Raw genomic sequence first — 23,579 nt, forward strand, 5'->3', positions numbered from 1 at the left:
CTCGGCAAACCACTGCGCCGCCTGGTCCAGCAACAACCCCAATGGCTGCTCACCACTGGCCAGCAACAGCGCCTTGGTCCGCGCATTGGCCCCCGGAGCACACCGCAACACCTGCCCCAACACCTCATCCAACCGCTCAGCCAGCGCCTGGGAATCGCGCTCGACAAAGTGCACCAACCCCAGCCGTTCAGCCTCAACCCCATCAAACCGCGCCGCCGTCAAAGCCAACCGCCGGGCCTGGGTCAAACCAATCCGCTTCACCACAAACGGCGCAATCTGCGCCGGCAGCAGCCCCAGGCTGGCCTCCGGCAAACCGAACTGCGCCTGATGATCGGCGATGGCGATATCACTGGCACACGCCAAGCCAAAACCACCCCCGAGCACCGCACCTTGGAGTACCACAATCACCACCTGGGGCAGCGCCTCGATGGTTTGCAGCAGTGTGCCGAACGCCCGGTTCAAGTCGCGCAAGGCACTGGCGCCCTGGGCCGATGCGTTGCTCATGTCCTTCACGTCGCCCCCGGCAGAGAAGTGCCCACCGGCGCCACTGATCACCAATGCCCGGACCTGGTTATCACCGGCGACATCGGCCAGCACCGCCTGCAGTTCGCTGACCATTTGCAAGCTCATGGCATTGCGGCTTTGCGGGCGGTTGAGGGTGATGTGCAGCACACCGTTATGCGGCTCCAGCAGCAGGGTGTTCATGGTTTTTTCCCTGGCAACGTACCCATCAGTTTGCAGATGATCCCCAACATGATTTCGTCGGCACCACCGCCGATGGAGACCAACCGCACATCGCGGTAAGCCCGGGCCACCGGGTTGTCCCACATGAAGCCCATGCCGCCCCAATATTGCAGGCAACTGTCACTGACTTCGCGGCCCAGGCGCCCGGCCTTGAGCTTGGCCATGGAGGCGAGGCGAGTCACGTCCAGGCCCTTGATGTACAGCTCGGTTGCCTGGTACACCAGCGCCCGCAGGCATTCGATTTCGGTGGACAGTTCCGCCAGGCGAAAGTGGATGACCTGGTTGTCGATCAAGGCTTTGCCGAAGGTCTTGCGCTCCTGGCAGTACTCGATGGTGCTGTCGATGCAATATTCCAGGCCCTTGATCATATTGGCGGCGCCGAACAGCCGTTCTTCCTGGAACTGCAGCATCTGCATCATGAACCCCGCGCCTTCATGGCCGATGCGGTTGCGTTGGGGAACGCGCACATCGTCGAAAAACACCTGGGCAGTTTCCGAGCTGTGCATGCCCAGCTTTTCCAGCGGCGGGCTGACACTGATCCCGGGGGTATTCATCGCCACCATGATCAACGACTTGTTGATGTGCGGCTTATCGTCCGAGGTGTTGGCCAGCAAGCAGATAAAGTCGGCGCTGGGGGCGTTGGTAATCCACATCTTGCTGCCGTTGATCACGTAGTCGTCGCCGTCTTTGCGGGCATGGGTTTTCAAGCCGGCGACGTCGGAACCGGCGCCGGTTTCCGATACGCCGATGCAGCCCACTTGTTCGCCACTGATGGCCGGCCGCAGGAATTCATCCCGCAGTTCATCGCTACCGAACCGGGCCAGGGCCGGGGTACACATATCGGTCTGCACGCCGATGGACATCGGGATGCCGCCGCAGCGAATGGTGCCGAACTCCTCGGCGGCGACAATCGAGTAGCTGTAGTCCAGGCCCATGCCGCCGAATTTTTCCGGCTTGGAGATGCCCAGCAAACCGAGGTCGCCGGCCTTGCGGAAGATCTCATGGATGGGGAAGCGTCCAGCCTTTTCCCAATCGTCCACATGGGGATTGATTTCGCGTTCGACAAAGCCGCGCACGGTGCGGCGCAGTGCTTCGTGTTCCTGGGTGAAGATCATTGTTATTGTTCTCCTGATTAAAACCGCGCCACACCAAAGCTGTTGGGCTGCAGTTGCCGCACCTGGGCCTCATGGCAGATATCCAGCAAGTAGCCGAGCAAGGTACGGGTGTCGCGCGGGTCAATCAGCCCGTCATCCCACAAATTGGCACTGCCATAGAGGGCGGTGGACTGGCTGTCGAGTTTCTGCGCGGTGACCTGTTCCAGCATATCCAGCATCTTGGGGTCAGGCACCAGGCCCTCCTTGAGTTGCTTGGCCTCGGTGACGATCCGCAGCACCTTGCCGGCCTGGGCGCCGCCCATCACGGCGGTGCGGCTGTTGGGCCAGGCGAAGATAAAGCGTGGGTCCAGGCCACGGCCGCACATCGCGTAGTTGCCAGCGCCGTAGGAGCCACCAACGACGATGGTCAGTTTTGGCACCCGGGCATTGGCCACCGCCTGGATCATCTTCGCCCCGTGCTTGATCACCCCTTGTTGTTCCGATTCGGTGCCGACCATAAAACCGGTGGTGTTGTGGAAAAACAGCAGCGGCGTGTGGCTCTGGTCGCACAGCTGGATGAACTGCGCTGCCTTGCTTGCGCCCTGGGGCGTGATTGGCCCGTTGTTGCCGATAAAACCACAGGCGCGGCCCTGGAGCTGCAGGTGACCGCAGACGGTATGGGGATCGAACTCGCCCTTGAATTCGAGGAAGTTCGAAGCGTCCGCCAGGCGCGCAATGATTTCCCGCACGTCGTAGGGTTTTTTCGGGTCATCGGGGATCAGCCCCAACAGTTCTTCAATCGGGTAGAGCGGCTCGGCGTAGGCGCGGGCAGGCTTGATCGGCAAATGGTCATCCCAGGACAGCAGGCTGACAATCTCACGAACGATGCGCACCCCATCGGCGTCATTCTCGGCCAGGTATTCGGCGGTGCCGGCGATCTGCGCGTGCATCTGGGCGCCACCCAGCTCTTCGTCGGTGGCCACTTCGCCAGTGGCGGCCTTGAGCAACGGCGGCCCGGCGAGAAACAGCTTGGCCTTGCCGCGCACCACCACCACATAATCCGAGAGCCCCGGTTGATAAGCGCCGCCGGCTGTGGCGGAGCCATGCACCACGGTGATCTGTGGCAGCCCCATGGCGGACATGCGCGCCTGGTTGGCAAAGCTGCGGGCGCCCTCGACGAAAATCTCCGCTGCATAATTGAGGTTGGCGCCGCCGCTTTGTGCCAGGGTTACCACCGGCAATTTGTTCTCCATGGCGATCTGTTGCAGGCGCAGGGATTTCTTCAGGCCGCTGGGGGAAATGGTCCCACCCTTGATCGCGCTGTTGTTGGCGACTACCAGCATCCGTACGCCCGAGACAAAACCGATCCCGGCAATCAGTCCGCCACCGGCCTGGCTGCCGTCCTTGTCGTCGTGCAGTTTATAGCCGGCCAGTGCCGCCAATTCGAGGAACGGTGCGCCGGGGTCGAGTAGCAGGCTCAGGCGTTCGCGAGGCAGTAGTTGCCCGCGTTTGTCGAACTTGGCCTTGGCATCAAACGCCTTTCTCAACAGGTTTTGTTCTAACTGACGAAGCTGGTTGATACCCGTGAGCATTGTTTCGCGATTTTGGGCGAACTGCGGGCTGTGGACGTCGAGTTGCGAGTCGATCACCGGCATGGTTTATTTCTCCCCCTTGAGCACATCCGGCAGGTATGCGCGGTGGAAACCATTGAAGGGTTCGCCGGGCGGCTGCGCCTTGTGCAATGGCCAGGCGCGGTTGCCCAGGCTGGCGGCGCCGTCGATACGCAAGGTGCTGCCGCTGATGAAGGCTGCGGCGGGGCTGAGCAGAAACACAATCGCTGCACTGACTTCCGACTCGGTGCCGATGCGCTTGAGAGGCACGTGTTCACGCAAGGTAGGGATCAGCGCCTTGAATGCACCTTCGTAAGTGTCCATGCCGCTGGAGGCAATCCAGCCCGGGGCCACGGCATTGACTCGCACCCCGGCGTAACCCCATTCAACGGCGGCGGTCTTGGTGAAGTTGTCCATCCCCGAACGCGCCGCCCCGGAATGGCCCATGCCCGGCATGCCGCCCCACATGTCGGCGAGCATGTTGACGATGGCGCCGCCTTTGGCTCCTGAAGCAGGCTTGCTCATGGACTGATTGAACACTTCCCGGGCCATCAGGAAGCCGCCGACCAGGTTTGTGCGCAACACGGTTTCAAAGCCTTTCTGGTTGATCGACGCCAAAGGCGAGGGGTATTGACCGCCCGCGTTGTTCACCAGGCCGTGAACCGGTCCGTGCTCCTGGATGATCTGGCTGACCAGGGCCCTGACCGACTCTTCATCGCGGATATCGCAGGCCTGCCAACTGGCGTGGCCGCCGTCTTCGGTAATTTCTGCGGTGACCTTTTGCAGTTTTTCCGGCTTGCGGCCCACCAGGATTACATGGGCCCCGAGGGCTGCCAATTCATGGGCGGTGCAACGGCCGATACCGCTGCCGCCACCAGTGACGATAATGGTCTGCCCCTGGAACAGGTCGGCTTTGAAGATCGAGTCGAAAGCCACGGCGCGGGTCCTTTAATTAAGTTGATCGGCGAGGTGTTGCGGTACGGCAATCGGAATTTCCAGCAATTGCTGGGCGAACGCCTTGCCCTGCGGGTCGATGCGCAGGCTGGCGATCCCGCCGCCACCCAAGGCATTTTCCAGGAGGAAATTCAGGCTGTGGCTGCCGGGGAGGTACCAGCGCTCGACGCGGCCGTGGACAGGGTCGAGTACGTGGCCCATCCAGTCGACAATCACCTCCAGGGTCAGCGCTTCGGCGATCCATGGCAGGTACTCGGGCTTGCGGGCAATCACCCCGATATTGCTGTGGTTGCCCTTGTCGCCGGAGCGGGCGACGGCGAGTTTGACCAGGGGGACATTGGCCTCGGCACGGCCCTGGGGGTTTGGAGGGTGGAGGGGGGCGGGCAGGGCGCTGGTATTCAAGGCCTGGCTTTTTGGCAGGCTGCAGGTATGCCGTTCACCGAGAAAATCGATGCTCAACTCGCAAGCACTCTTGTCGATCAGAAATGAAAACAGCCGAATCAACGGGTACACCGTTGGCCGCCCGCCGACGATACCGGTCAACCCTGGCGCCATGCCGGTGGCCGCTTGGGCAATCTCTCGGGCGAACAGTACCAGGGCCTGTTTACTGGGATGACGCACCGCCAGCTTCACCACCACTTCCCGGCAATCCTGGCGTTGTGCATGAGCACCGTAGGTGGCTTCGCTGCCCAGTAGTTCGATATTGACCTCGGTGTACGGTGCCCAGCCACGCAGGCTGAACAGTTGGGAGGTTTTGTTGATGATTGCCTGGCTGACCCGCTCGGCTTTGGCCACGGCATCGATACCGGCAATCAGGCAACTGGCGGTACAGCGAAAGCCGTCCGGGTACGTGGCGCTGACCTTGTACTGATCGGTCGGCGGCAGGCCCTTGGCGCCGTGCAGGCGCACGCAATGCTTGCCTTGTTGCTGGATTTTTACCTGGCTGAAATCGCAGATCACGTCAGGTAGCAGATAGGCCCGTGGATCGCCGATCTCATAGAGCAATTGCTCCGCGACGCTCAACTCGCTGATCAGGCCGCCAGTGCCTTGGACCTTACTGATGTTGAACTGGCCGTCGGCGCTGACTTCAACGATGGGAAAGCCGATGTGCTCGTAATCCGGTACCTCGCGCCAATCGGTAAAGTTACCGCCGGTGCACTGGGCGCCACATTCGATGATATGCCCGGCCAGTGCGGCCTGGGCCAGATGATCGTAATCGTGCCACGACCAGTTGAATTCATGCACCAGCGCCGCGCTGACCACGGCGCTGTCCACCACGCGGCCGGTGATGACAATGTCGGCGCCCAGCTTCAGCGCTTCAACGATGCCCGGCGCGCCAAGGTAGGCGTTGGTCGATACGCACATCGGCGGCAGGGGCGCGCTGCTGAACATATCGGTGATACCGGTGAGTTGGTTGAACCGCGGTTGCAGGTCATCCCCCAGCAACACCGCGATTTTCAACGGGATCTGCGCCTGATCGCAGGCGGCTTGCAAGGCAGCAGCGCAGGCTTGGGGATTGATGCCACCGGCGTTGCTGATGACGCGGATACCCTGGCGCTGGATATCGCCGAGCAAGGGTGTGAGGACCTCGACGAAATCCGTGGCATAGCCGGCCTGTGGGTCTTTTATCCGGGCGCCGGCGAGGATCGACATCGTGACTTCCGCCAAATAGTCGAACACCAGGTAATCCAGCGCGCCGCCGTGCACCAACTGCCCGGCGGCGGTGCAGGTGTCGCCCCAGAAGGCGCTGGCACAGCCGATACGAACCGTCTTGTTCACGAGAAGTCCTTCTGCGAAATGGCAGGCTCGAGACTACCAAGCAAGCGCTTGGTTTGTAAACTCTGGTCACAAGTTTTACCCAAGCGCTTGCTTGGGTGGCTGTCACGGCCTAAATTGCCGGCCAAGACGTAACCAGAAGTTAAGGAGAGCAGCATGGATGAGCAAAAAGCCCTGCGGGTAATGCGCACCATGGTCGACGCCGGGCAATTGACCGACCCTGGCAGTGCCCGGGGCAAATTGCTGCAAACCGCGGCTCACCTGTTTCGCAACAAAGGCTTTGAGCGCACCACGGTGCGTGATTTGGCCGGTGCGGTGGGGATTCAGTCCGGTAGCATCTTTCATCATTTCAAGAGCAAGGATGAGATCCTGCGGGCGGTGATGGAGGAAACCATCCACTACAACACTGCGCTGATGCGCGCTTCCCTGGCGCAAGCGAGCAACGTCCGTGAACGGGTGCTCGCACTGATTCGCTGCGAACTGCAGTCGATCATGGGCGGCAGCGGCGAAGCCATGGCGGTGCTGGTGTACGAGTGGCGTTCCCTGTCGGCCGAAGGGCAGGTTCAGGTGCTGGCCTTGCGTGATGTGTATGAAGAGATTTGGCTGCAGGTGCTGGGTGAGGCCAAGGACGCCGGTTATATCACGGGTGATGTGTTTATCACCCGGCGGTTCCTCACCGGTGCCTTGTCCTGGACCACCACCTGGTTCCGCGCACAGGGCAGCATGACCCTGGAGCAATTGGCCGATGAAGCGCTGCTGATGGTGCTCAAAACTGACTAGGCAGGTTGCCCAGGCTATTAATTGTGGAGCCGAAAGTTGTTTAGCCAGGCAAAAACGCCTAGCTTAGCGCGATCAAAGTTTTGAACGGTGTGTGCCTTGATGTTTTCGCCATGGCGGCTGGCTGCGGGACTTTCAATATTGGCGCTTGGGGCGCTGTGGATAGTGCCTGTAACGGCTGCCCAATTGGTCCGGGTCGGCGCCGCGCATTTTCCGCCCTACACCGTGCGCCCGGAGCAGGGCGCCGACACCGGTTTGCTGCCGCAGCTACTGAAAGCCTTGAACCTCTCGCAAACCGACTACCTGTTCGTGCTGGTGCCCACCTCCATTCCCCGGCGGTTTCATGACTTCCAGAAAGGCCGGGTCGACATGGCGATCTTCGAGAACCCGCAATGGGGCTGGCAGAGCATTCCTCATACGGCAGTCGACATGGGGCTGGAAGACGCGGAAGTATTCGTCGCCCGGCGTGAGCCCGGTCGCGACCAATCCTATTTCAGCGACCTTGCGGGCAAGCACCTGGCGGTGTTCAGCGGCTATCACTATGCATTTGCCCACTTCAACCCTGACCCCCAAAACATGGTGGAGCACTTCAACGCCACGCTGACGTACTCCCATGACAGTAACCTGTTGATGGTTGCCCGTGGCCGTGCCGACATCACTCTGGTGACGCGTTCTTATCTCAGCGACTTTATGGTGCGTAACACCGATATGGCCGGGCAATTCCTGGTGTCCGAGGGGACTGACCAAGTGTATCACCACTACGCATTACTGCGGCCCAAGGGGCCTATCAGTGGCGCGGCCTTCGCCGGTTTGCTCAGGCAGTTGCACGCTAACGGCGAGTTGTTGAAGATCTTTGAACCCTACCGTATTGATGTCCTGCCGGTAGCCGCTGTCCCTGAGGATTAAATTTTCCCGCCCGGCTCACGTCACTTCTTCAACTGTCGACGATTACCGTGAGCCTCACCCATGCCCTCTCTGAATGAGCTGTCTGTACTGCCTTTGCCGGCGGGACCTGCCCTGAATGCCGATGAAAGCGAAAGTCGCCTGAGCCTGACCCTTGAAGGCGAGGCACTGATTCGCCTGCGCCTTGCGCGCGGCGATGCGCTGCAGGTGTATTTACAAGAAACCAGCACCGTGCCGGCCGTTCGCGCCTTGTGGGCGGCCTGTTATTGGTTGTTTGCCAAGGAGCCGACTCGTCAGCACCTGACCTGGCACCTTGAACACGCCCCCGATGATGCCTTGCGCAGCGGTTTGCTGGTGGCCACGCCAACACCGGGCCAGTTTCGCTGTGAACGCAGCTTGTTCTGGCAACTGCCGCAACCTTGGCTGGGGCAGCCCCTGAGTGGCGGCTACCCGCAGCAGATGAGCATCAGCGCCGGCAAGCGTCATCCCATCCGAGCGCCCAAGCCCCGGGGTGAGGTTTATCGACGTTTCGATGTACGTCTGGGAGCGTGGGTGTCATTGCGTACCGTCGAGATCGGTGTCGACCTGGCGCGCTTCAACCGCTGGCAGAACAGCACGCGTGTGGCCAGTTTCTGGCAGGAAAGCGGCAGCCTGGAACAGCACCGCGAGTACCTGGAAAAGCTGGACGCCGACCCCCACGCACTGACCTTGATCGGCTGTTTTGACGACGAACCCTTTGCTTATTTCGAAGCCTATTGGGCCAGGGAAGATCGCATCGCACCGTTCTATGACGCAGGCGATTACGACCGCGGCATTCATATGCTGGTAGGGGAGGAGCATCACCGGGGCCCGCACAAGGTCGCCAGTTGGCTGCCGGCGTTGGTGCACTATCTGTTTCTGGATGATCCGCGCACCCAGCGGGTGGTGGCCGAGCCACGTGCCGATAACGCGAAGATGATCAGCTATATGCAGAGCCAGGGTTTCTACTGTGAAAAGGAATTCGATTTCCCTCACAAGCGTGCGGCGTTGATGGTCCTGGGGCGTGAACGGTTTTTTGATCGGTGTGGGTTGGTTTGAAGCGCCGATGTAGCCGCGGCCTTGGCAGTGGCTACAAGCCAGCCCTACCGTCAGACCCGCCGCGCAAACGTGTCGCTGTGGGTCCCCGAGACCTTGCGGCAATGCACCAGCGCATCACGAATCATAAAGTTCACCAGGGTCGGCGAGACGCCCAACTCCTTGGCGATATCCTTCTGCGGCACGCCATGCAGTCGATACATCTCGAACGCATAGCGGGTGCGGTTTGGCAGCTCGGTCAGGGCGTCGGCGATGTTTTCCAGGGTGGAAAAATTGATGTGGGAGGTTTCCGGTGACGCACCGTGAATGACCACATTCAAGCCTTCCTCTTCGGTGCCTGAGTATTTCAGTTCCAGAGCCTGTTTGCGGTAGTGGTCGATGGCCAGGTTGCGCACGATCTGAAACAGGTAGCTGAGCTGGGCCTTGAACGATGAAGTGATGGTCGGTGCCGATTGCAACCGAAAGTAAGCGTCTTGCACCACGTCTTCGGCGCGGGAGCGACAACCGGTAATACGTGCTGCGATCTTGACCAGAGTCAGCCGGTTGTCGACGAAAGCCTGGAGTAACGGTGAGTCGCACCTGCTTGTGGATACTTGTTCCGTCATGGAAGTCACCTTGTTGCAAAAGAGGTCAGTAGGGTCGGCCGTGGTGTCTCACCTACATATCGAGCAACAAATTATGCTTAATGATAATTATTGTCAAATGAGAAGACGAACTAATCATCTGTATTTTTTGTGAGAAGTGAGTGCCGTCTTGCTTACAGTGCCAAGACTAATTATTTCCAAGCGCCATCCGTTCTCATGGGTGACAGGCTCGTTGCTAAACCGGCCAAGGATCAGCACCTGGAGAGGACAAAATGGGTTTCTATCGCGAAAGCAGGATTGACCTTCAATGAGCATGCCAGCCCGGCTGCGACTGTTTTGCCTGCCTTATTCCGGTGCCAGTGCCATGGTCTACAGCCGTTGGCGCCGGGCGCTGCCTGAGTGGTTGCAGGTGTGCCCGCTGGAGTTGCCGGGCCGTGGCATGCGCATGGATGAGCCCTTGCAGCGCGACATCAAGGCTTTGGCGGCGCAACTGGCGGCTGAGATCAGCACGCAACTCGACGGCCCTTATGCCTTGTTCGGCCACAGCCTCGGTGGCCTGCTGGCATTCGAGCTGGCTCATGCCTTGCGGGCACGCGGTTTGCCGGCCCCCCTGGCGTTATTTGCGTCTGGTACGGCTGGCCCGGCCCGACGTGATGTGAGCGAGTACGCCATTGAAAAAACCGATGCGCAATTGATCGCCCGCTTGCGTGAACTCAAAGGCACAGCCGAAGACGCCTTGGCCAATCACGAACTGATGCAGTTGATGTTGCCGATCCTGCGGGCCGACTTTCTCCTTTGCGGCAGTTTTCACTACGGTGAGCGTGAGCCCCTGGCGATGCCGATCCACGTGTTTGGCGGCAAGCAGGACAGTGTGCGCGCCGAACAACTGCTGGATTGGCAGGAAGACACTAGCACCGGCTTTTCCCTGGACCTGTTCGAGGGGCATCACTTCTTTCTGATGCAGCAGGAAAGCTCGGTGTTGTGCTGCTTGCGACGTTATGCCGACGAGCACTTGGCCCGCTGGCGCAATGGCGTGGCGCGCCAGGGCGTGCTTAGCCACTAGGGCGAGAGCCTCTGGTCACCGCGTTGACTCCCCGATTTCCCCGTAAGCCGATTTCAGGCAGGAACCCCATGATGGACGCCTTCGAACTTCCCCGCACCCTGGCCCAGTCCCTTCAGCGCCGCGCCGCGCAGACCCCGGACCAGGTGGCCCTGCGCTTTCTGGCCGAAAGCAGTGAGCACAGCATTGTCCTCAGCTACCGTGATCTGGACCTGCGCGCCCGCACCATCGCCGGCGCCTTGCAGGCCTCGGCCGAGCAGGGTGATCGCGCCGTGTTGCTGTTCCCCAGCGGTCCGGATTATGTCGCGGCGTTCTTCGGTTGCCTGTACGCCGGGGTCATCGCGGTGCCGGCCTATCCGCCGGAGTCCACCCGTCGCCATCACCAGGAGCGATTGCTGTCGATCCTCAAAGACGCCGAGCCACGGCTGCTGCTGACCAGCACCGCCTTGCGCGATTCCCTGGCGCACATCAGCGAAGCGCCACAGTTGCTGTGTGTCGATGACCTGAATACCGGGCACGCCGAAGGTTGGGTCGGCCCCGACTTGCGGGACGATGACATCGCCTTCCTGCAATACACCTCCGGTTCCACTGCCTTGCCCAAGGGCGTGCAAGTCACCCATGCAAACCTGGTGGCTAACGAACTGTTGATCCGGCGTGGTTTTGGTATCGACCTCAACCCCGACGACGTGATTGTCAGTTGGCTGCCGCTGTACCACGACATGGGCCTGATCGGCGGCCTGCTGCAACCGATCTTCAGTGGCGTGCCCTGCGTGTTGATGTCTCCGGCATATTTCCTCGGCCGGCCATTGCGCTGGCTGGAGGCGATCAGTGAATACGGCGGCACCATCAGCGGCGGCCCGGACTTCGCCTATCGGCTGTGTAGCGAGCGGGTCAGTGAGTCAGCCCTGGAACGCCTGGACTTGAGCCGCTGGCGCGTAGCTTATTCCGGTTCTGAGCCGATTCGCCTGGACACCCTGGAACGCTTCGCCGAGAAGTTCGCCATGTGCGGCTTCACCCCGAACAACTTTTTTGCCTCCTACGGCTTGGCCGAAGCAACCCTGTTTGTTGCCGGCGGCACCCGCGGCCAGGGCATTGGCGCCCTGCGCCTGGACGAACAGGCGCTGGCGGCCAACCGCGCCGAGCCAGGGCAGGGCAGTGCAGTCATGAGTTGTGGCACCAGCCAGCCCGAACACGCGGTGTTGATTGCCGACCCCCACACTATGGGTACGCTTGCTGACAACGCTGTCGGCGAAATATGGGCCAGTGGCCCGAGCATCGCCCATGGCTACTGGCGCAACCCCGAGGCCACCGCCAAGGCCTTCGTCCAGCATGACGGTCGCACCTGGCTACGTACCGGTGACCTGGGTTTTATTCGTGGCGGTGAAGTGTTTATCACTGGGCGCCTGAAAGACCTGCTGATCGTCCGTGGCCATAACCTCTATCCCCAGGACATCGAACAGACCATCGAGCGCGAAGTGGAGGTGGTGCGCAAGGGCCGAGTCGCCGCCTTTGCGGTCAATGACCAGGGTCTTGAAGGCATCGGCATTGCTGTTGAAGTCAGCCGTAGCGTGCAGAAAATCCTGCCGCCCGAAGCACTGATCAAAGCCATCCGCCAAGCCGTGGCCGAGGCCTGCCAAGAAGCACCGTGCGTAGTGCTGCTGCTGAACCCGGGCGCGCTGCCGAAGACCTCCAGCGGCAAAGTCCAGCGTTCGGCCTGCCGCAATCGTCTGGCCGATGGCAGCCTTGATAGCTATGCACAGTTCCCGGAACTGCAAGCGCAGACCCGCGAAAACCGCAACCTGGAATCCAGGCTACAAAGCCAGATCGCCGCCATCTGGTGCGAGCAATTGCAGGTCACGCACATCGCCGCCGACGATCACTTCTTCCTGCTGGGGGGCAACTCCATCAGTGCGACCCAGGTGGTCGCTCGCCTGCGAGAAACCCTGGGTCTGGAGCTGAACCTGCGCCTGCTGTTCGAGGCGCCGACCCTGGCCGCGTTTGCCGCCAGTGTCGTGCAATTGCAACAGAGCGGCGGTGTGGCCCAGGGTTCAATCCAGGCCTTGTCGCGCCAGGGTGACCTGGCGCAATCCCTGGCGCAAAACCGCTTGTGGATCACCTGGCAACTGGACCCGCACAGCAGCGCCTATACCATTCCCGGCGCCTTGCGTTTGCGCGGAGAGCTGGATGAAGACGCGGTGCGCTTGAGTTTCCAGCAGTTGGTTCAACGCCACGAAGCCCTGCGCACCCGCTTCTTTGAGCGCGATGGCCAAGCTTTCCAGCGGGTGCACGCAAGCGTTGATTTCGACCTGCAAGTGATTGACCTCAGCGACCTGCCCGCTGCCGAGCGTGAGGCCCGTGCCCAGCAAATCCGCGAAGACCAAGCTCGCACCCGGTTCGACCTGGAGAAGGGCCCGCTGCTGTGGGTCACCCTGGTACGCCTGGATGAGGAAGACCACCAACTGCTGGTGACGATGCACCACATCATCGCCGATGGCTGGTCGCTCAACGTGCTGCTTGACGAGTTCTCGCGCTTGTACGCCGCAGCATCCCAAGGGCAAACCCTGGAGTTGCCGGAGTTGGTCTTGCAGTACGCCGACTACGGCAGTTGGCAACGCCAGTGGCTGGCCGAAGGCGAAGGTCAGCGCCAACTGGCCTATTGGACAGCGCAGTTGGGCGATGAGCATCCGCCCCTGAGCCTGGCTACCGATCACCCGCGCTCGGCGCAACACATCCGCAGTGCCTCTCGTCACAGCGTACGGTTGGGGGCGAGCTTGAGCGAAGCGATTCGCCAGACTGCCCAGGCCCATGAATCCACGCCGTTCATGCTGTTGCTCGCGGCCTTCCAGAGCCTGCTTTATCGCTACAGCGGCCAGCGCGATATTCGCATCGGCGTGCCCAACGCCAACCGCCTGCGCCAGGAAACCCAGGGCCTGATGGGCTTCTTTATCAACACCCTGGTGTTGCGTGCCGAACTGGACGCGCGCCTGCCGTTCGCTGACCTGCTGGCGGCCACCCGTCACACCACATTGGGCGCCCAGGCCCACCAGGACCTGCCTTTCGAACAACTGCTGGAAGCCTTTCCCCAGGCTCGGGAACAGGGCATGTTCCAAGTGATGTTCAATCATCAACAGCGCGACCTCAGTGCCTTGCGCCGCCTGCCGGGCCTGCTCGCCGACGAGTTGCCGTGGCACAGCCGCGAAGCCAAGTTCGACCTGCAATTGCACAGCGAGGAAGACCGCAGTGGTCGTCTGAGCCTGGCCTTCGATTATGCTGACGAACTGTTTGACACCGGTACTGTCCAGCGCCTGGCCGAGCACTTCATCAGCCTGCTGCACGCTGTGTGTGAGCAGCCGCAACAGGCCATCGGTGATCTGAAACTATTGCACGCTGATGAACACGTGAAGCAGCATCAATGGGGCGAAGCGCCTTGCGCAGCGGCGCAGCACTGGCTACCGGAGTTGCTCAATCAACAGGTTTCGCAGCGCACCGCCCTGGTGTGGCAGGGTGCCGGCCTGAGCTTTGCCCAATTGCACGCCCAGGCCAACCGCCTGGCCCACTACCTGCGAGACAAAGGCGTCGGCCCGGACGTGTGCGTGGCTATCGCTGCCGAGCGTTCGCCGCAACTGCTGATCGGCCTGCTGGCGATCATCAAGGCCGGTGGCGCCTATGTGCCCCTGGACCCGGATTACCCGCATGAGCGCCTGGCCTACATGCTCAAGGACAGCGGCGTGCGCCTGCTGCTGACCCAGACTTCGCTGCTGGAGCAATTGCCTGCTGCCGAGGGCGTCTGCGTGATTGCCATGGACAGCCTCAAGCTCGACAGTTGGCCAAGCCACGCACCGGGTTTGCACCTTAACGGTGACAACTTGGCTTATGTGATTTACACCTCCGGCTCCACCGGCCAACCCAAGGGGGTGGGCAACACCCATGCCGCCCTGGCCGAGCGTTTGCAATGGATGCAGGCGACCTACCAACTGGATGAAACCGATGTGCTGATGCAAAAGGCACCCATCAGTTTCGATGTTTCGGTGTGGGAGTGCTTCTGGCCGCTGATCACTGGCTGCCGTCTGGTCCTGGCGGGCCCGGGCGAGCATCGCGATCCTCTGCGCATCGCGCAGTTGGTGCAGGAGCATGGCGTGACCACGTTGCACTTTGTGCCGCCGCTGTTGCAGTTGTTTATCGAAGAACCGTTGGCGACCGAGTGCACCAGCCTGCGCCGTGTGTTCAGCGGTGGCGAGGCCCTGCCGACCGAATTGCGTAACCGGGTGCTGGCGCGGTTACCGGCAGTGCAGTTGCACAACCGCTATGGCCCGACGGAAACCGCGATCAACGTTACTCACTGGCACTGCCGCGTTGAGGACGGTGAACGTTCGCCCATCGGCCGGCCGCTGGGCAATGTGATCTGCCGCGTGCTGGACGATCAGCTTGAGCCCCTGCCGGCCGGTGTGCCGGGCGAGTTGTGCATCGGCGGGACGGGCCTGGCCCGGGGTTACCTTGGCCGAGCCGGACTGACCGCCGAGCGTTTTGTCGCCGACCCGTTGGGTGAGGAGGGCGCCCGTCTGTATCGCACCGGCGACCGTGTGCGCTGGAGCCCTGATGGCGTGCTGGAATACCTCGGCCGCCTGGATCAGCAAGTCAAGCTGCGGGGGTTTCGCGTCGAGCCGGAAGAAATCGAAGCCCACCTCCTGGCCCGGGAGGGCATCACCCAGGCCATGGTGCTGGTACGCGAAACCGCAGCCGGCGCACAACTGATCGGCTACTACACCGCCAACATCGAGTTGGACGAACAGGACGTGAAAAACGCCCTGGCCGCCGAGTTACCTGAATACATGGTCCCGGCGCAACTGATGCGACTGGCTGCCATGCCCCTGAGCCCCAGCGGCAAAATCGACCGCCGCGCCTTGCCTGAACCCGTGTGGCAAGTGCGTGAACACGTCGAACCTGACACGGAACTGCAACAACACATCGCTGCGATCTGGCGCGAAGTGCTGGCGCTGCCTCGTGTCGGCCTGCGAGACGACTTCTTCGCCCTTGGCGGCCACTCGTTGCTGGCTACGCAAATCATCTCCCGCACTCGCCAGGCCTGTGACGTCGAACTGCCGTTGCGCACGTTGTTTGAAGTCAGCGAGCTGGGCGCCTTTGCCGAGCAAGTCCGCCTGATCCAGGCCTCGGGGCAACGCAATCAACAGTTGGCGATCCAGAAAGTCGACCGCAATCAGCCGGTGCCGCTGTCCTATTCCCAGCAGCGCATGTGGTTCCTCTGGCAGATGGAGCCGGACAGCCCGGCCTATAACGTCGGCGGTATGGCGCGCTTGCGCGGAGTACTGGACATCGGGCGTTTCGAGGCGGCGTTGCAAGCCTTGATCATGCGTCACGAAACTTTGCGTACGACGTTCCCGAGCATTAATGGGGTGGCACAACAGAAGGTCTCGGCCCACACCGGCGTGCGCATGGGCTGGCAGGATTTTTCGGCACTGGCTGAAGACCTGCGTCAGCAGCGCCTGCAGCAATTGGCCGACCGCGAAGCCCATACGCCCTTCGATCTGGAAACCGGGCCCTTGTTGCGCGCCTGCCTGGTCAAGGCCGGTGATCAGGAACACTACCTGGTGCTGACCCTGCACCATATCGTCACCGAAGGTTGGGCCATGGACATTTTTGCCCGTGAACTCAGCGCCCTGTACGAAGCCTTTATCGACGAGCGTGAATCACCCCTGGAACCGCTGCCGGTGCAATACCTGGACTACAGCGTGTGGCAGCGCCAGTGGCTGGAGTCCGGCGAGCGTCAGCGCCAGCTGGATTACTGGACCGCGCAACTGGGCACCGAACACCCGCTGCTGGAGTTGCCCGGCGACCGCCCACGGCCGGCAGTGCAAAGTCATCAGGGCGAACTCTACCGTTTCGATTTGAGCGACGAGCTGGCGGCGCGCGTCCGGGCGTTCAACGCCGAGCATGGCCTGACTCTGTTCATGACCATGACCGCCACCCTCGCGGTGTTGCTCTATCGCTACAGCGGCCAGACCGACCTGCGCATCGGCGCACCAGTGGCCAACCGGATCCGTCCGGAGAGCGAAGGCTTGATTGGCGCGTTCCTCAATACCCAAGTGCTGCGTTGCCAACTCAGCGGGCAGATGCGCGTCGGCGAGTTGTTCGAGCAAGTGCGCCACACCGTGATCGAAGGCCAGTCCCATCAGGACCTGCCATTCGACCACCTGGTGGAAGCCCTGCAACCACCGCGCAGTGCCGCGCATAACCCGTTGTTCCAGGTGATGTGCAACGTGCAGCGCTGGGAGTTCCAGCAGCGCCGCCAGCTTGCCGGGATGAGCGTTGAATACCTGGCCAACGATGCCCGCGCCACTAAGTTCGACCTCAACCTGGAAGTCACCGACCTCGACCATCGCCTGGGTTGCTGCCTGACTTACAGCACTGACTTGTTCGACGAACCGCGCATTGCCCGCATGGCCGGGCATTGGCAGAACCTGCTGCAAGCCTTGCTTGTCGACCCGCTACAGCGCCTGAGTGAACTGCCTCTGCTGCAACCCAACGAGCAACGTGCGCTGCAGGACAGCCTGGGTATCGAAACCGGCGAACATCGGCTGGACCAGTGCATCCACCACCTGTTCAGCGAGCAGGCCCTGGCCCGTCCCGATGCTCCGGCACTGACCTTTGCCGGGCAGACCCTGAGCTATTTCGAGCTGGACAACCGCGCCAACCGCCTGGCCTGGATGCTCCGCGAGCGCGGTGTCGGCCCACAGGTGCGGGTCGGCCTGGCGCTGCCGCGATCCCTGGAAATGGTCGTCGGCCTGCTGGCGATTCTCAAGGCTGGAGGCGCCTATGTGCCACTGGACCCGGAATATCCGCTGGACCGCCTGCATTACATGATCGAAGACAGCGGCATCGGCCTGCTGCTCAGCGACGTCGCAATGTTCGATGCGCTGGGTGAGCTGCCTTCCAGTGTCAGCCGCTGGTGCCTGGAGCAAGACTCGCCCGCGCTGGCCAACTATCCGGCCAGCGAACTGCCGCTTATCAGCCTGGCGCAACATCAGGCGTACCTGATCTACACCTCCGGCTCCACCGGAAAACCCAAGGGCGTGGTGGTGTCCCACGGTGAGATCGCCATGCACTGCCAGGCGGTGATCGAGCGCTTTGGCATGCGCCCTGACGACTGTGAACTGCACTTCTATTCGATCAACTTTGACGCTGCCACCGAACGCTTGCTGGTGCCGCTGCTCAGCGGTGCGCAAGTGGTACTGCGGGCCCAGGGCCAGTGGGATGCCGAAGAAATCTGCGGGTTGATTCGCCAGCATCGCATCAACATTCTCGGTTTCACCCCAAGCTATGGCAGCCAGTTAGCGCAATGGCTGGCCACGCAGAACCAGACTTTGCCGGTGCGCATGTGCATCACCGGTGGCGAAGCGTTGACCGGTGAGCATTTGCAACGTATTCGTGCGGCCTTCCAGCCGGCGCTGTTTTTCAACGCTTACGGGCCGACGGAAACCGTGGTCATGCCGCTGGCCAGCCTGGCTCCGGAGAATCTGGAAGAGGGCGCCGCCAGCGTGCCCATCGGCAGCATCATCGGCGCACGTGTGGCCTACATTCTTGACGCCGACCTGGCGTTGGTGCCTCAAGGTGCGACCGGTGAGTTGTACGTCGGTGGTGCCGGCCTGGCCCAGGGTTATCACCAGCGTCCGGGCATGACGGCGGGGCGTTTTGTCGCTGACCCGTTCGCCGATAACGGTGGTCGCCTGTATCGCACCGGCGACCTGGTGCGCCAGCGCGCCGATGGCCTGGTGGAGTACCTGGGGCGTATCGATCACCAAGTGAAGATTCGTGGTTTTCGGATCGAACTGGGGGAAATCGAGAGCCGTTTGCTGGAGCACCCGTCGGTGGCCGAAGCGGTGGTGCTGGCCCTCGACAGTCCGAGTGGCAAGCAGTTGGTGGCGTATCTGGTCAGTGATAACGCGGATCACAGCGCCTTGGGTGGTTCTCTTTTCAAAGAGCAGCTCAAGGCGCACCTGCAAGCGCAACTGCCGGACTACATGGTGCCCGCGCACCTGATGGTACTGGACAGCATGCCGCTGACTGCCAACGGCAAACTCGACCGGCGTGCCTTGCCGCAACCGGACCCCGAGGCGAACCGTCAGCAGTACGTGGCGCCGCGCAACGCGCTGGAGCAAACCCTGGCGGCCATTTGGTGTGCGGTGCTGAACGTGCAGCAAGTGGGGTTGGACGATAACTTCTTCGAACTGGGTGGTGATTCGATCCTGTCGATTCAGGTGGTGAGCCGGGCACGCCAGTCGGGCATTCATTTCAGCCCCCGCGACCTGTTCCAGCACCAGACTGTCCAGACCTTGGCGGCGGTCGCGACCCGCAGCGAACACGTCACCGCCGAGCAAGGCCTGTTGACCGGTGCCTCGTCGTTGACCCCGATCCAGCATTGGTTTTTCGACACCAACATGCCAGCGCGTCAGCACTGGAACCAGGCATTGCTGCTGGTACCGGTGCAGGCCCTTGACCCCCATCGCCTGGAGCAAGCGCTGCTGGCCGTGCTGGAGCACCACGATGCCTTGCGCCTGGGCTTCACCCAGCGGGACGCGCAGTGGCACGCCGAGCACCTGGCGGTGCCTGAAGGTGGTGTGCTCTTGCAGGCTCAAGTCACGGATATGCAACAGTGCCCTGCGCTGTTCACCGATACCCAGCGCAGCCTTGATCTTGAACACGGGCCCTTGCTGCGTGCCTTGTTGGTGGCCGGTCCGCAAGGCCAGCAACGGCTGATGATCGCGATCCATCACCTGGTGGTGGACGGCGTTTCCTGGCGTGTGCTGCTGGAAGACCTGCAAAACGTTTATCGCCAGTTGAGCGACGGCCAGTGCGTCAACCTGCCGGCCAAGACCAGCGCCTTGCGCGACTGGGCGGCACGTTTGCAGGCCTATGCCAGCAGCGAATCCCTGCGCGAAGAGTTGAGCCTCTGGCAAGGCCAGTTAGCCGGTCCGGCTGTTGAACTGCCGGTAGACCGCCCGCAAGGCTCGCTGCGTAACCGTGATGCGGAAACCGTCAGCGTACGCCTGGATGCCGAACACACCCGCCAACTGTTGCAACAAGCCCCGAGTGCCTACCGTACCCAGGTCAACGACTTGCTGCTGACAGCCCTGGCCCGTGTACTGTGCCGCTGGAGCGGTCATGAATCGGCCTTGATCCAACTGGAAGGCCACGGCCGCGAAACCCTGTTTGATGAAATCGACCTGACCCGCAGCGTCGGCTGGTTCACCAGCGCTTACCCGCTGCGCCTGACCCCGCTGAAAATTGAAGAAGCCGCAGGGCAAGGTGCCTCGATCAAGGCGATCAAGGAACAATTGCGCGCCGTGCCGCACAAAGGGTTGGGCTACGGTGTGCTGCGTTACCTGGCGGATGAGGTATGCCGCCAGGCCATGGCTGCGCTACCCAGCGCTGGGATCACGTTCAATTATCTCGGCCAGTTCGACCAGAGCTTTGGCGATGACGCGCTGTTCCATCCAGTGGACGAGCCTGCCGGCCTGGCCCATGACCCGGACGCGCCACTGCCCAATGAGTTGAGTGTCGACAGCCAGGTCTATGGTGGTGAGTTGGTGCTGCGCTGGACCTTCAGCCGCGAGCGCCACGACGGCCAGACCATCATCGATCTCGCCCAGGCTTATCTGGTGGAGCTGCAAAGCCTGATCGAGCACTGCCTCAAGGACGAAGCCTTCGGCCTCACGCCGTCCGACTTCCCGCTGGCACGCCTGACGCAGCCGCAGCTCGATGCATTGCCGGTACCGGCCAGTGCCATCGAAGATGTCTACCCGCTGACGCCCATGCAGGAAGGCCTGCTGTTGCACACCTTGCTGGAACCCGGCACCGGCCTCTACTACATGCAGGATCGCTACCGTATCAACAGCGAGCTGGACCCACAGCGTTTCGCCCAGGCCTGGCAGGCGGTGATCGCCCGTCACGAAGCCTTGCGCGCCTCGTTCTGCTGGAATGTCGGTGCTGATATGTTGCAGGTGATCCACAAGCCCGGTAGCACGCCTATCGAATACCTCGACTGGAGCGCCGACCCTGAAACCGAACAGGAGCCGCGCCTGCAAGCCTTGCTCAAGCAGGAGCGCGAAGCCGGTTTTGATCTGCTCAACCAGGCGCCGTTTCACCTGCGACTGATCCGCGTCGGCGAGGCTCGCTACTGGTTCATGATGAGTAACCATCACATCCTCATCGATGCCTGGTGCCGTTCGCTGCTGATGAATGACTTCTTCGATATCTACATGGCCCTGGGCGAAGGCCGTGACGCGCAACTGGCCATGGCGCCGCGCTATCGCGACTACATTGCCTGGCTGCAACGCCAGAACCTGGCCGAGGCGCGGCAGTGGTGGCAGCAGAACCTGCAAGGCTTTGAGCGCACCACGCCGATCCCGAGCGACCGACCGTTCCTGCGCGAACACGCGGGTCACAACGGCTCCATGGTGGTGGGCGACTGTTACACCCGTCTTGATGTGCGCGACGGCGCGCAATTGCGCGAGCTGGCCCAGGCTCATCAACTGACCGTCAACACCTTCGCCCAGGCGGCGTGGGCGTTGGTGCTGCGGCGCTTGAGCGGTGACCGTGACGTACTGTTTGGCGTGACCGTCGCCGGCCGGCCGGTGGACATGCCGCAGATGCAGCGCACCGTGGGTTTGTTCATCAACAGTATCGCCTTGCGGGTCAAGCTGCCTGAGGTCGATCAGCCGTGCAGCGTGCGCCAGTGGCTGAGCGGTTTGCTCGACAGCAACATGCAACTGCGCGAGTACGAGTACTTGCCACTGGTGACGATCCAGGAGCACAGCGAACTGCCCAAGGGCCAACCGTTGTTCGACAGCCTGTTCGTCTTTGAGAACGCCCCGGTGGAAGTCTCGGTGCTGGACCGTGCGCAAAGCCTGAATGCCACGTCGGATTCCGGTCGTACCCACACCAACTTCCCGCTGACTGTCGTGTGTTATCCAGGGGATGACCTGGGCCTGCATCTGTCCTATGACCAGCGCTACTTCGATGAAACCACCGTGCAGGGCATGCTTGCTGAATTCAAGCGTCTGCTGCTGGCGCTGATGCAGGGTTTCCATGGTGACATGGCCGACTTGCCGCTGATTGACGAGCAGGAGCGCCGGTTCCTGGTGGAGGGCTGCAACCAGAGTGAGCATGATTACCCGCTGGAGAGTAGCTACGCCGAGCTGTTCGAAGCCCAGGTGGCACAACATCCCCAACGGATTGCCGCCAGTTGCCTGGATCAACAGTGGACTTACACCGAGCTGAACCAACACAGCAATTGCCTCGGCCATGCGCTGATCGCTGCCGGTGTCGGGTTGGACCAACCGGTGGCACTGCTGGCCGAACGTAACCTCGATTTGCTGGGCATGATCATCGGCAGCTTCAAGGCGGGTGCCGGTTACTTGCCGCTGGACCCGGGCCTGCCGACGCAGCGCTTGAGCCGGATCATCGACTTGAGCCGCACGCCGTTGCTGGTGTGCACCGAGGCTTGCCGGGAGCAGGCGTTGGCATTGCTGGAAGAGTTTGCCTGCGCCGGGCGTCCAAAGTTGTTTGTTTGGGAGGACGTGCTTGCATCAGAAATACAGGGCTCAGAGGTGAATCCCGGGGTCTATAGCGCCCCGGAAAATCTTGCTTATGTGATCTACACCTCGGGCTCCACCGGCCTGCCCAAGGGCGTGATGGTCGAGCAGCGTGGCATGCTCAATAACCAGTTGAGCAAGGTGCCGTACCTGCACCTGAGCGAGCGCGATGTGATCGCCCAGACCGCCTCGCAAAGCTTCGACATTTCCGTTTGGCAGTTCCTCGCCGCGCCGCTGTTCGGCGCACGCGTGGATATTGTGCCGAACACCATCGCCCATGATCCGCAAGGCTTGCTGACCCATGTCCAGGCCCAGGGCATCAGCGTGCTGGAGAGCGTGCCGTCACTGATCCAGGGCATGCTCGTCGAGGAACGCATGAGCCTCGATGGCTTGCGCTGGATGCTGCCCACCGGTGAAGCGATGCCGCCGGAGTTGGCGCATCAGTGGTTGTTGCGTTATCCGGACATTGGTTTGGTCAACGCCTATGGCCCGGCCGAGTGTTCGGATGATGTGGCGTTCTTCCGCGTCGACCTGGATTCAACCCGTGGTACCTACTTGCCGATTGGCACGCCGACCGACAACAACCGTTTGTACCTGTTGGACGGTGCGCTGGAGTTGGTCCCGCAAGGGGCTATCGGCGAGTTGTGTGTGGCCGGTACCGGCGTAGGGCGAGGTTATGTCAGTGACCCTCTGCGCACCGCTCAAGCGTTTGTGCCGAATCCGTTCGGTGGGGCGGGCGAACGACTGTATCGCACGGGCGACTTGGCCCGCCGTCGCAGCGATGGTGTGTTGGAATACGTCGGCCGTATCGACCATCAAGTAAAGATCCGTGGCTACCGCATCGAGTTGGGAGAAATCGAAGCCCGGCTGCACGAACAACCGCACATCCGCGATGCTGCCGTTGGCGTGCAAGAGGGTGATAACGGCAAGCATTTGGTGGGCTACCTGGTGGCTGCTGGTGAAAGCCTCAGCCCAGGAGAACACCTGGACCGTATCAAGCAGCACCTGCGGGCCGAACTGCCGGAATACATGGTGCCGCTGCATTGGCTCTGGCTCGATCGCCTGCCGCTCAACGCCAACGGCAAACTCGACCGCAAGGCCCTGCCGGCCCTGGAGATTGGCCAGTTGCACAGCCAGAACTACCTGGCGCCGCGCAATGCGCTTGAGCATACGTTGGCCGCGATCTGGGCCGAGGTGCTGAAAGTCGAGCGGGTTGGGGTGCAGGACAACTTCTTCGAATTGGGTGGGCATTCGTTGCTGGCGACGCAGATTGCTTCGCGGGTGCAGAAGACCTTGCAGCGAGATGTGCCGTTGCGGGCGATGTTCGAGTGCAGCACGGTGGAGGAGTTGGCGGGGTATATCGATGGGTTGGCGGCCAATGATATCAGTGCCGG

The 23,579-nt window shown here is 61.7% G+C and carries 11 protein-coding genes; 5 read left to right on the plus strand and 6 right to left on the minus strand.

The features are described 5' to 3' along the window. The 5 genes from GIR22_RS24925 to GIR22_RS24945 form a co-directional block, all read right to left on the minus strand. On the minus strand, positions 1-705 hold a 705-nt coding region (locus tag GIR22_RS24925), incomplete at its 3' end, for an enoyl-CoA hydratase/isomerase family protein (protein ID WP_154745937.1). Beyond that, positions 702-1,859: a citronellyl-CoA dehydrogenase gene (gene atuD / locus GIR22_RS24930; RefSeq protein WP_154745938.1), complete on the minus strand. Its 1,158-nt coding sequence runs from the start codon at positions 1,857-1,859 to the stop codon at positions 702-704. The genes atuD and GIR22_RS24925, both read right to left, overlap by 4 nt. Before the next feature lie 17 nt (positions 1,860-1,876). After that, positions 1,877-3,493, minus strand: a complete 1,617-nt coding sequence (atuC, locus tag GIR22_RS24935; protein WP_154745939.1) for a geranyl-CoA carboxylase subunit beta — start codon at positions 3,491-3,493, stop codon at positions 1,877-1,879. A 3-nt stretch (positions 3,494-3,496) separates the two neighbouring features. Beyond that, a complete protein-coding gene (locus tag GIR22_RS24940) occupies positions 3,497-4,384 on the minus strand; it encodes an SDR family oxidoreductase (protein WP_178122457.1) in 888 nt (295 codons plus the stop codon). Positions 4,385-4,396: 12 nt separating this feature from the next. Further along, positions 4,397-6,181: an acyclic terpene utilization AtuA family protein gene (locus GIR22_RS24945; RefSeq protein ID WP_178122458.1), complete on the minus strand. Its 1,785-nt coding sequence runs from the start codon at positions 6,179-6,181 to the stop codon at positions 4,397-4,399. A gap of 153 nt (positions 6,182-6,334) precedes the next feature. On the opposite strand from GIR22_RS24945, the gene GIR22_RS24950 reads away from it, so the two are divergent. The 3 genes from GIR22_RS24950 to GIR22_RS24960 all read left to right on the plus strand — a co-directional run bounded on the left by GIR22_RS24950 (position 6,335) and on the right by GIR22_RS24960 (position 8,935). After that, positions 6,335-6,958 (plus strand): TetR/AcrR family transcriptional regulator, encoded by a 624-nt coding sequence (locus GIR22_RS24950; protein WP_154745940.1) that lies wholly within the window; start codon positions 6,335-6,337, stop codon positions 6,956-6,958. A gap of 99 nt (positions 6,959-7,057) precedes the next feature. Beyond that, the gene (locus tag GIR22_RS24955) at positions 7,058-7,861 is read left to right on the plus strand and encodes a substrate-binding periplasmic protein (protein WP_154745941.1); all 804 of its coding nucleotides are present in this window, start codon (positions 7,058-7,060) and stop codon (positions 7,859-7,861) included. Positions 7,862-7,921: 60 nt separating this feature from the next. Further along, entirely contained in the window at positions 7,922-8,935 is a 1,014-nt protein-coding gene (locus tag GIR22_RS24960; protein ID WP_154745942.1) for a GNAT family N-acetyltransferase, read from the plus strand. Positions 8,936-8,985: 50 nt separating this feature from the next. On the opposite strand, the gene GIR22_RS24965 is transcribed toward GIR22_RS24960, so the two are convergent. Continuing rightward, positions 8,986-9,537 carry an RNA polymerase factor sigma-70 gene (locus tag GIR22_RS24965; protein WP_154745943.1) on the minus strand — a complete coding sequence of 184 codons (552 nt, stop codon included), beginning with the start codon at positions 9,535-9,537 and terminating at the stop codon, positions 8,986-8,988. A gap of 286 nt (positions 9,538-9,823) precedes the next feature. Here GIR22_RS24965 and GIR22_RS24970 point away from each other — a divergent pair, with 286 nt between their 5' ends. Then, positions 9,824-10,579 carry a thioesterase II family protein gene (locus GIR22_RS24970; protein WP_154745944.1) on the plus strand — a complete coding sequence of 252 codons (756 nt, stop codon included), beginning with the start codon at positions 9,824-9,826 and terminating at the stop codon, positions 10,577-10,579. Positions 10,580-10,647: 68 nt separating this feature from the next. Then, positions 10,648-23,579, plus strand: a 12,932-nt coding sequence (locus GIR22_RS24975; protein WP_154745945.1) for a non-ribosomal peptide synthetase, incomplete at its 3' end; no start/stop codon positions are given.

The organism is Pseudomonas karstica (assembly GCF_009707515.1).
GTDB lineage: Bacteria > Pseudomonadota > Gammaproteobacteria > Pseudomonadales > Pseudomonadaceae > Aquipseudomonas > Aquipseudomonas karstica.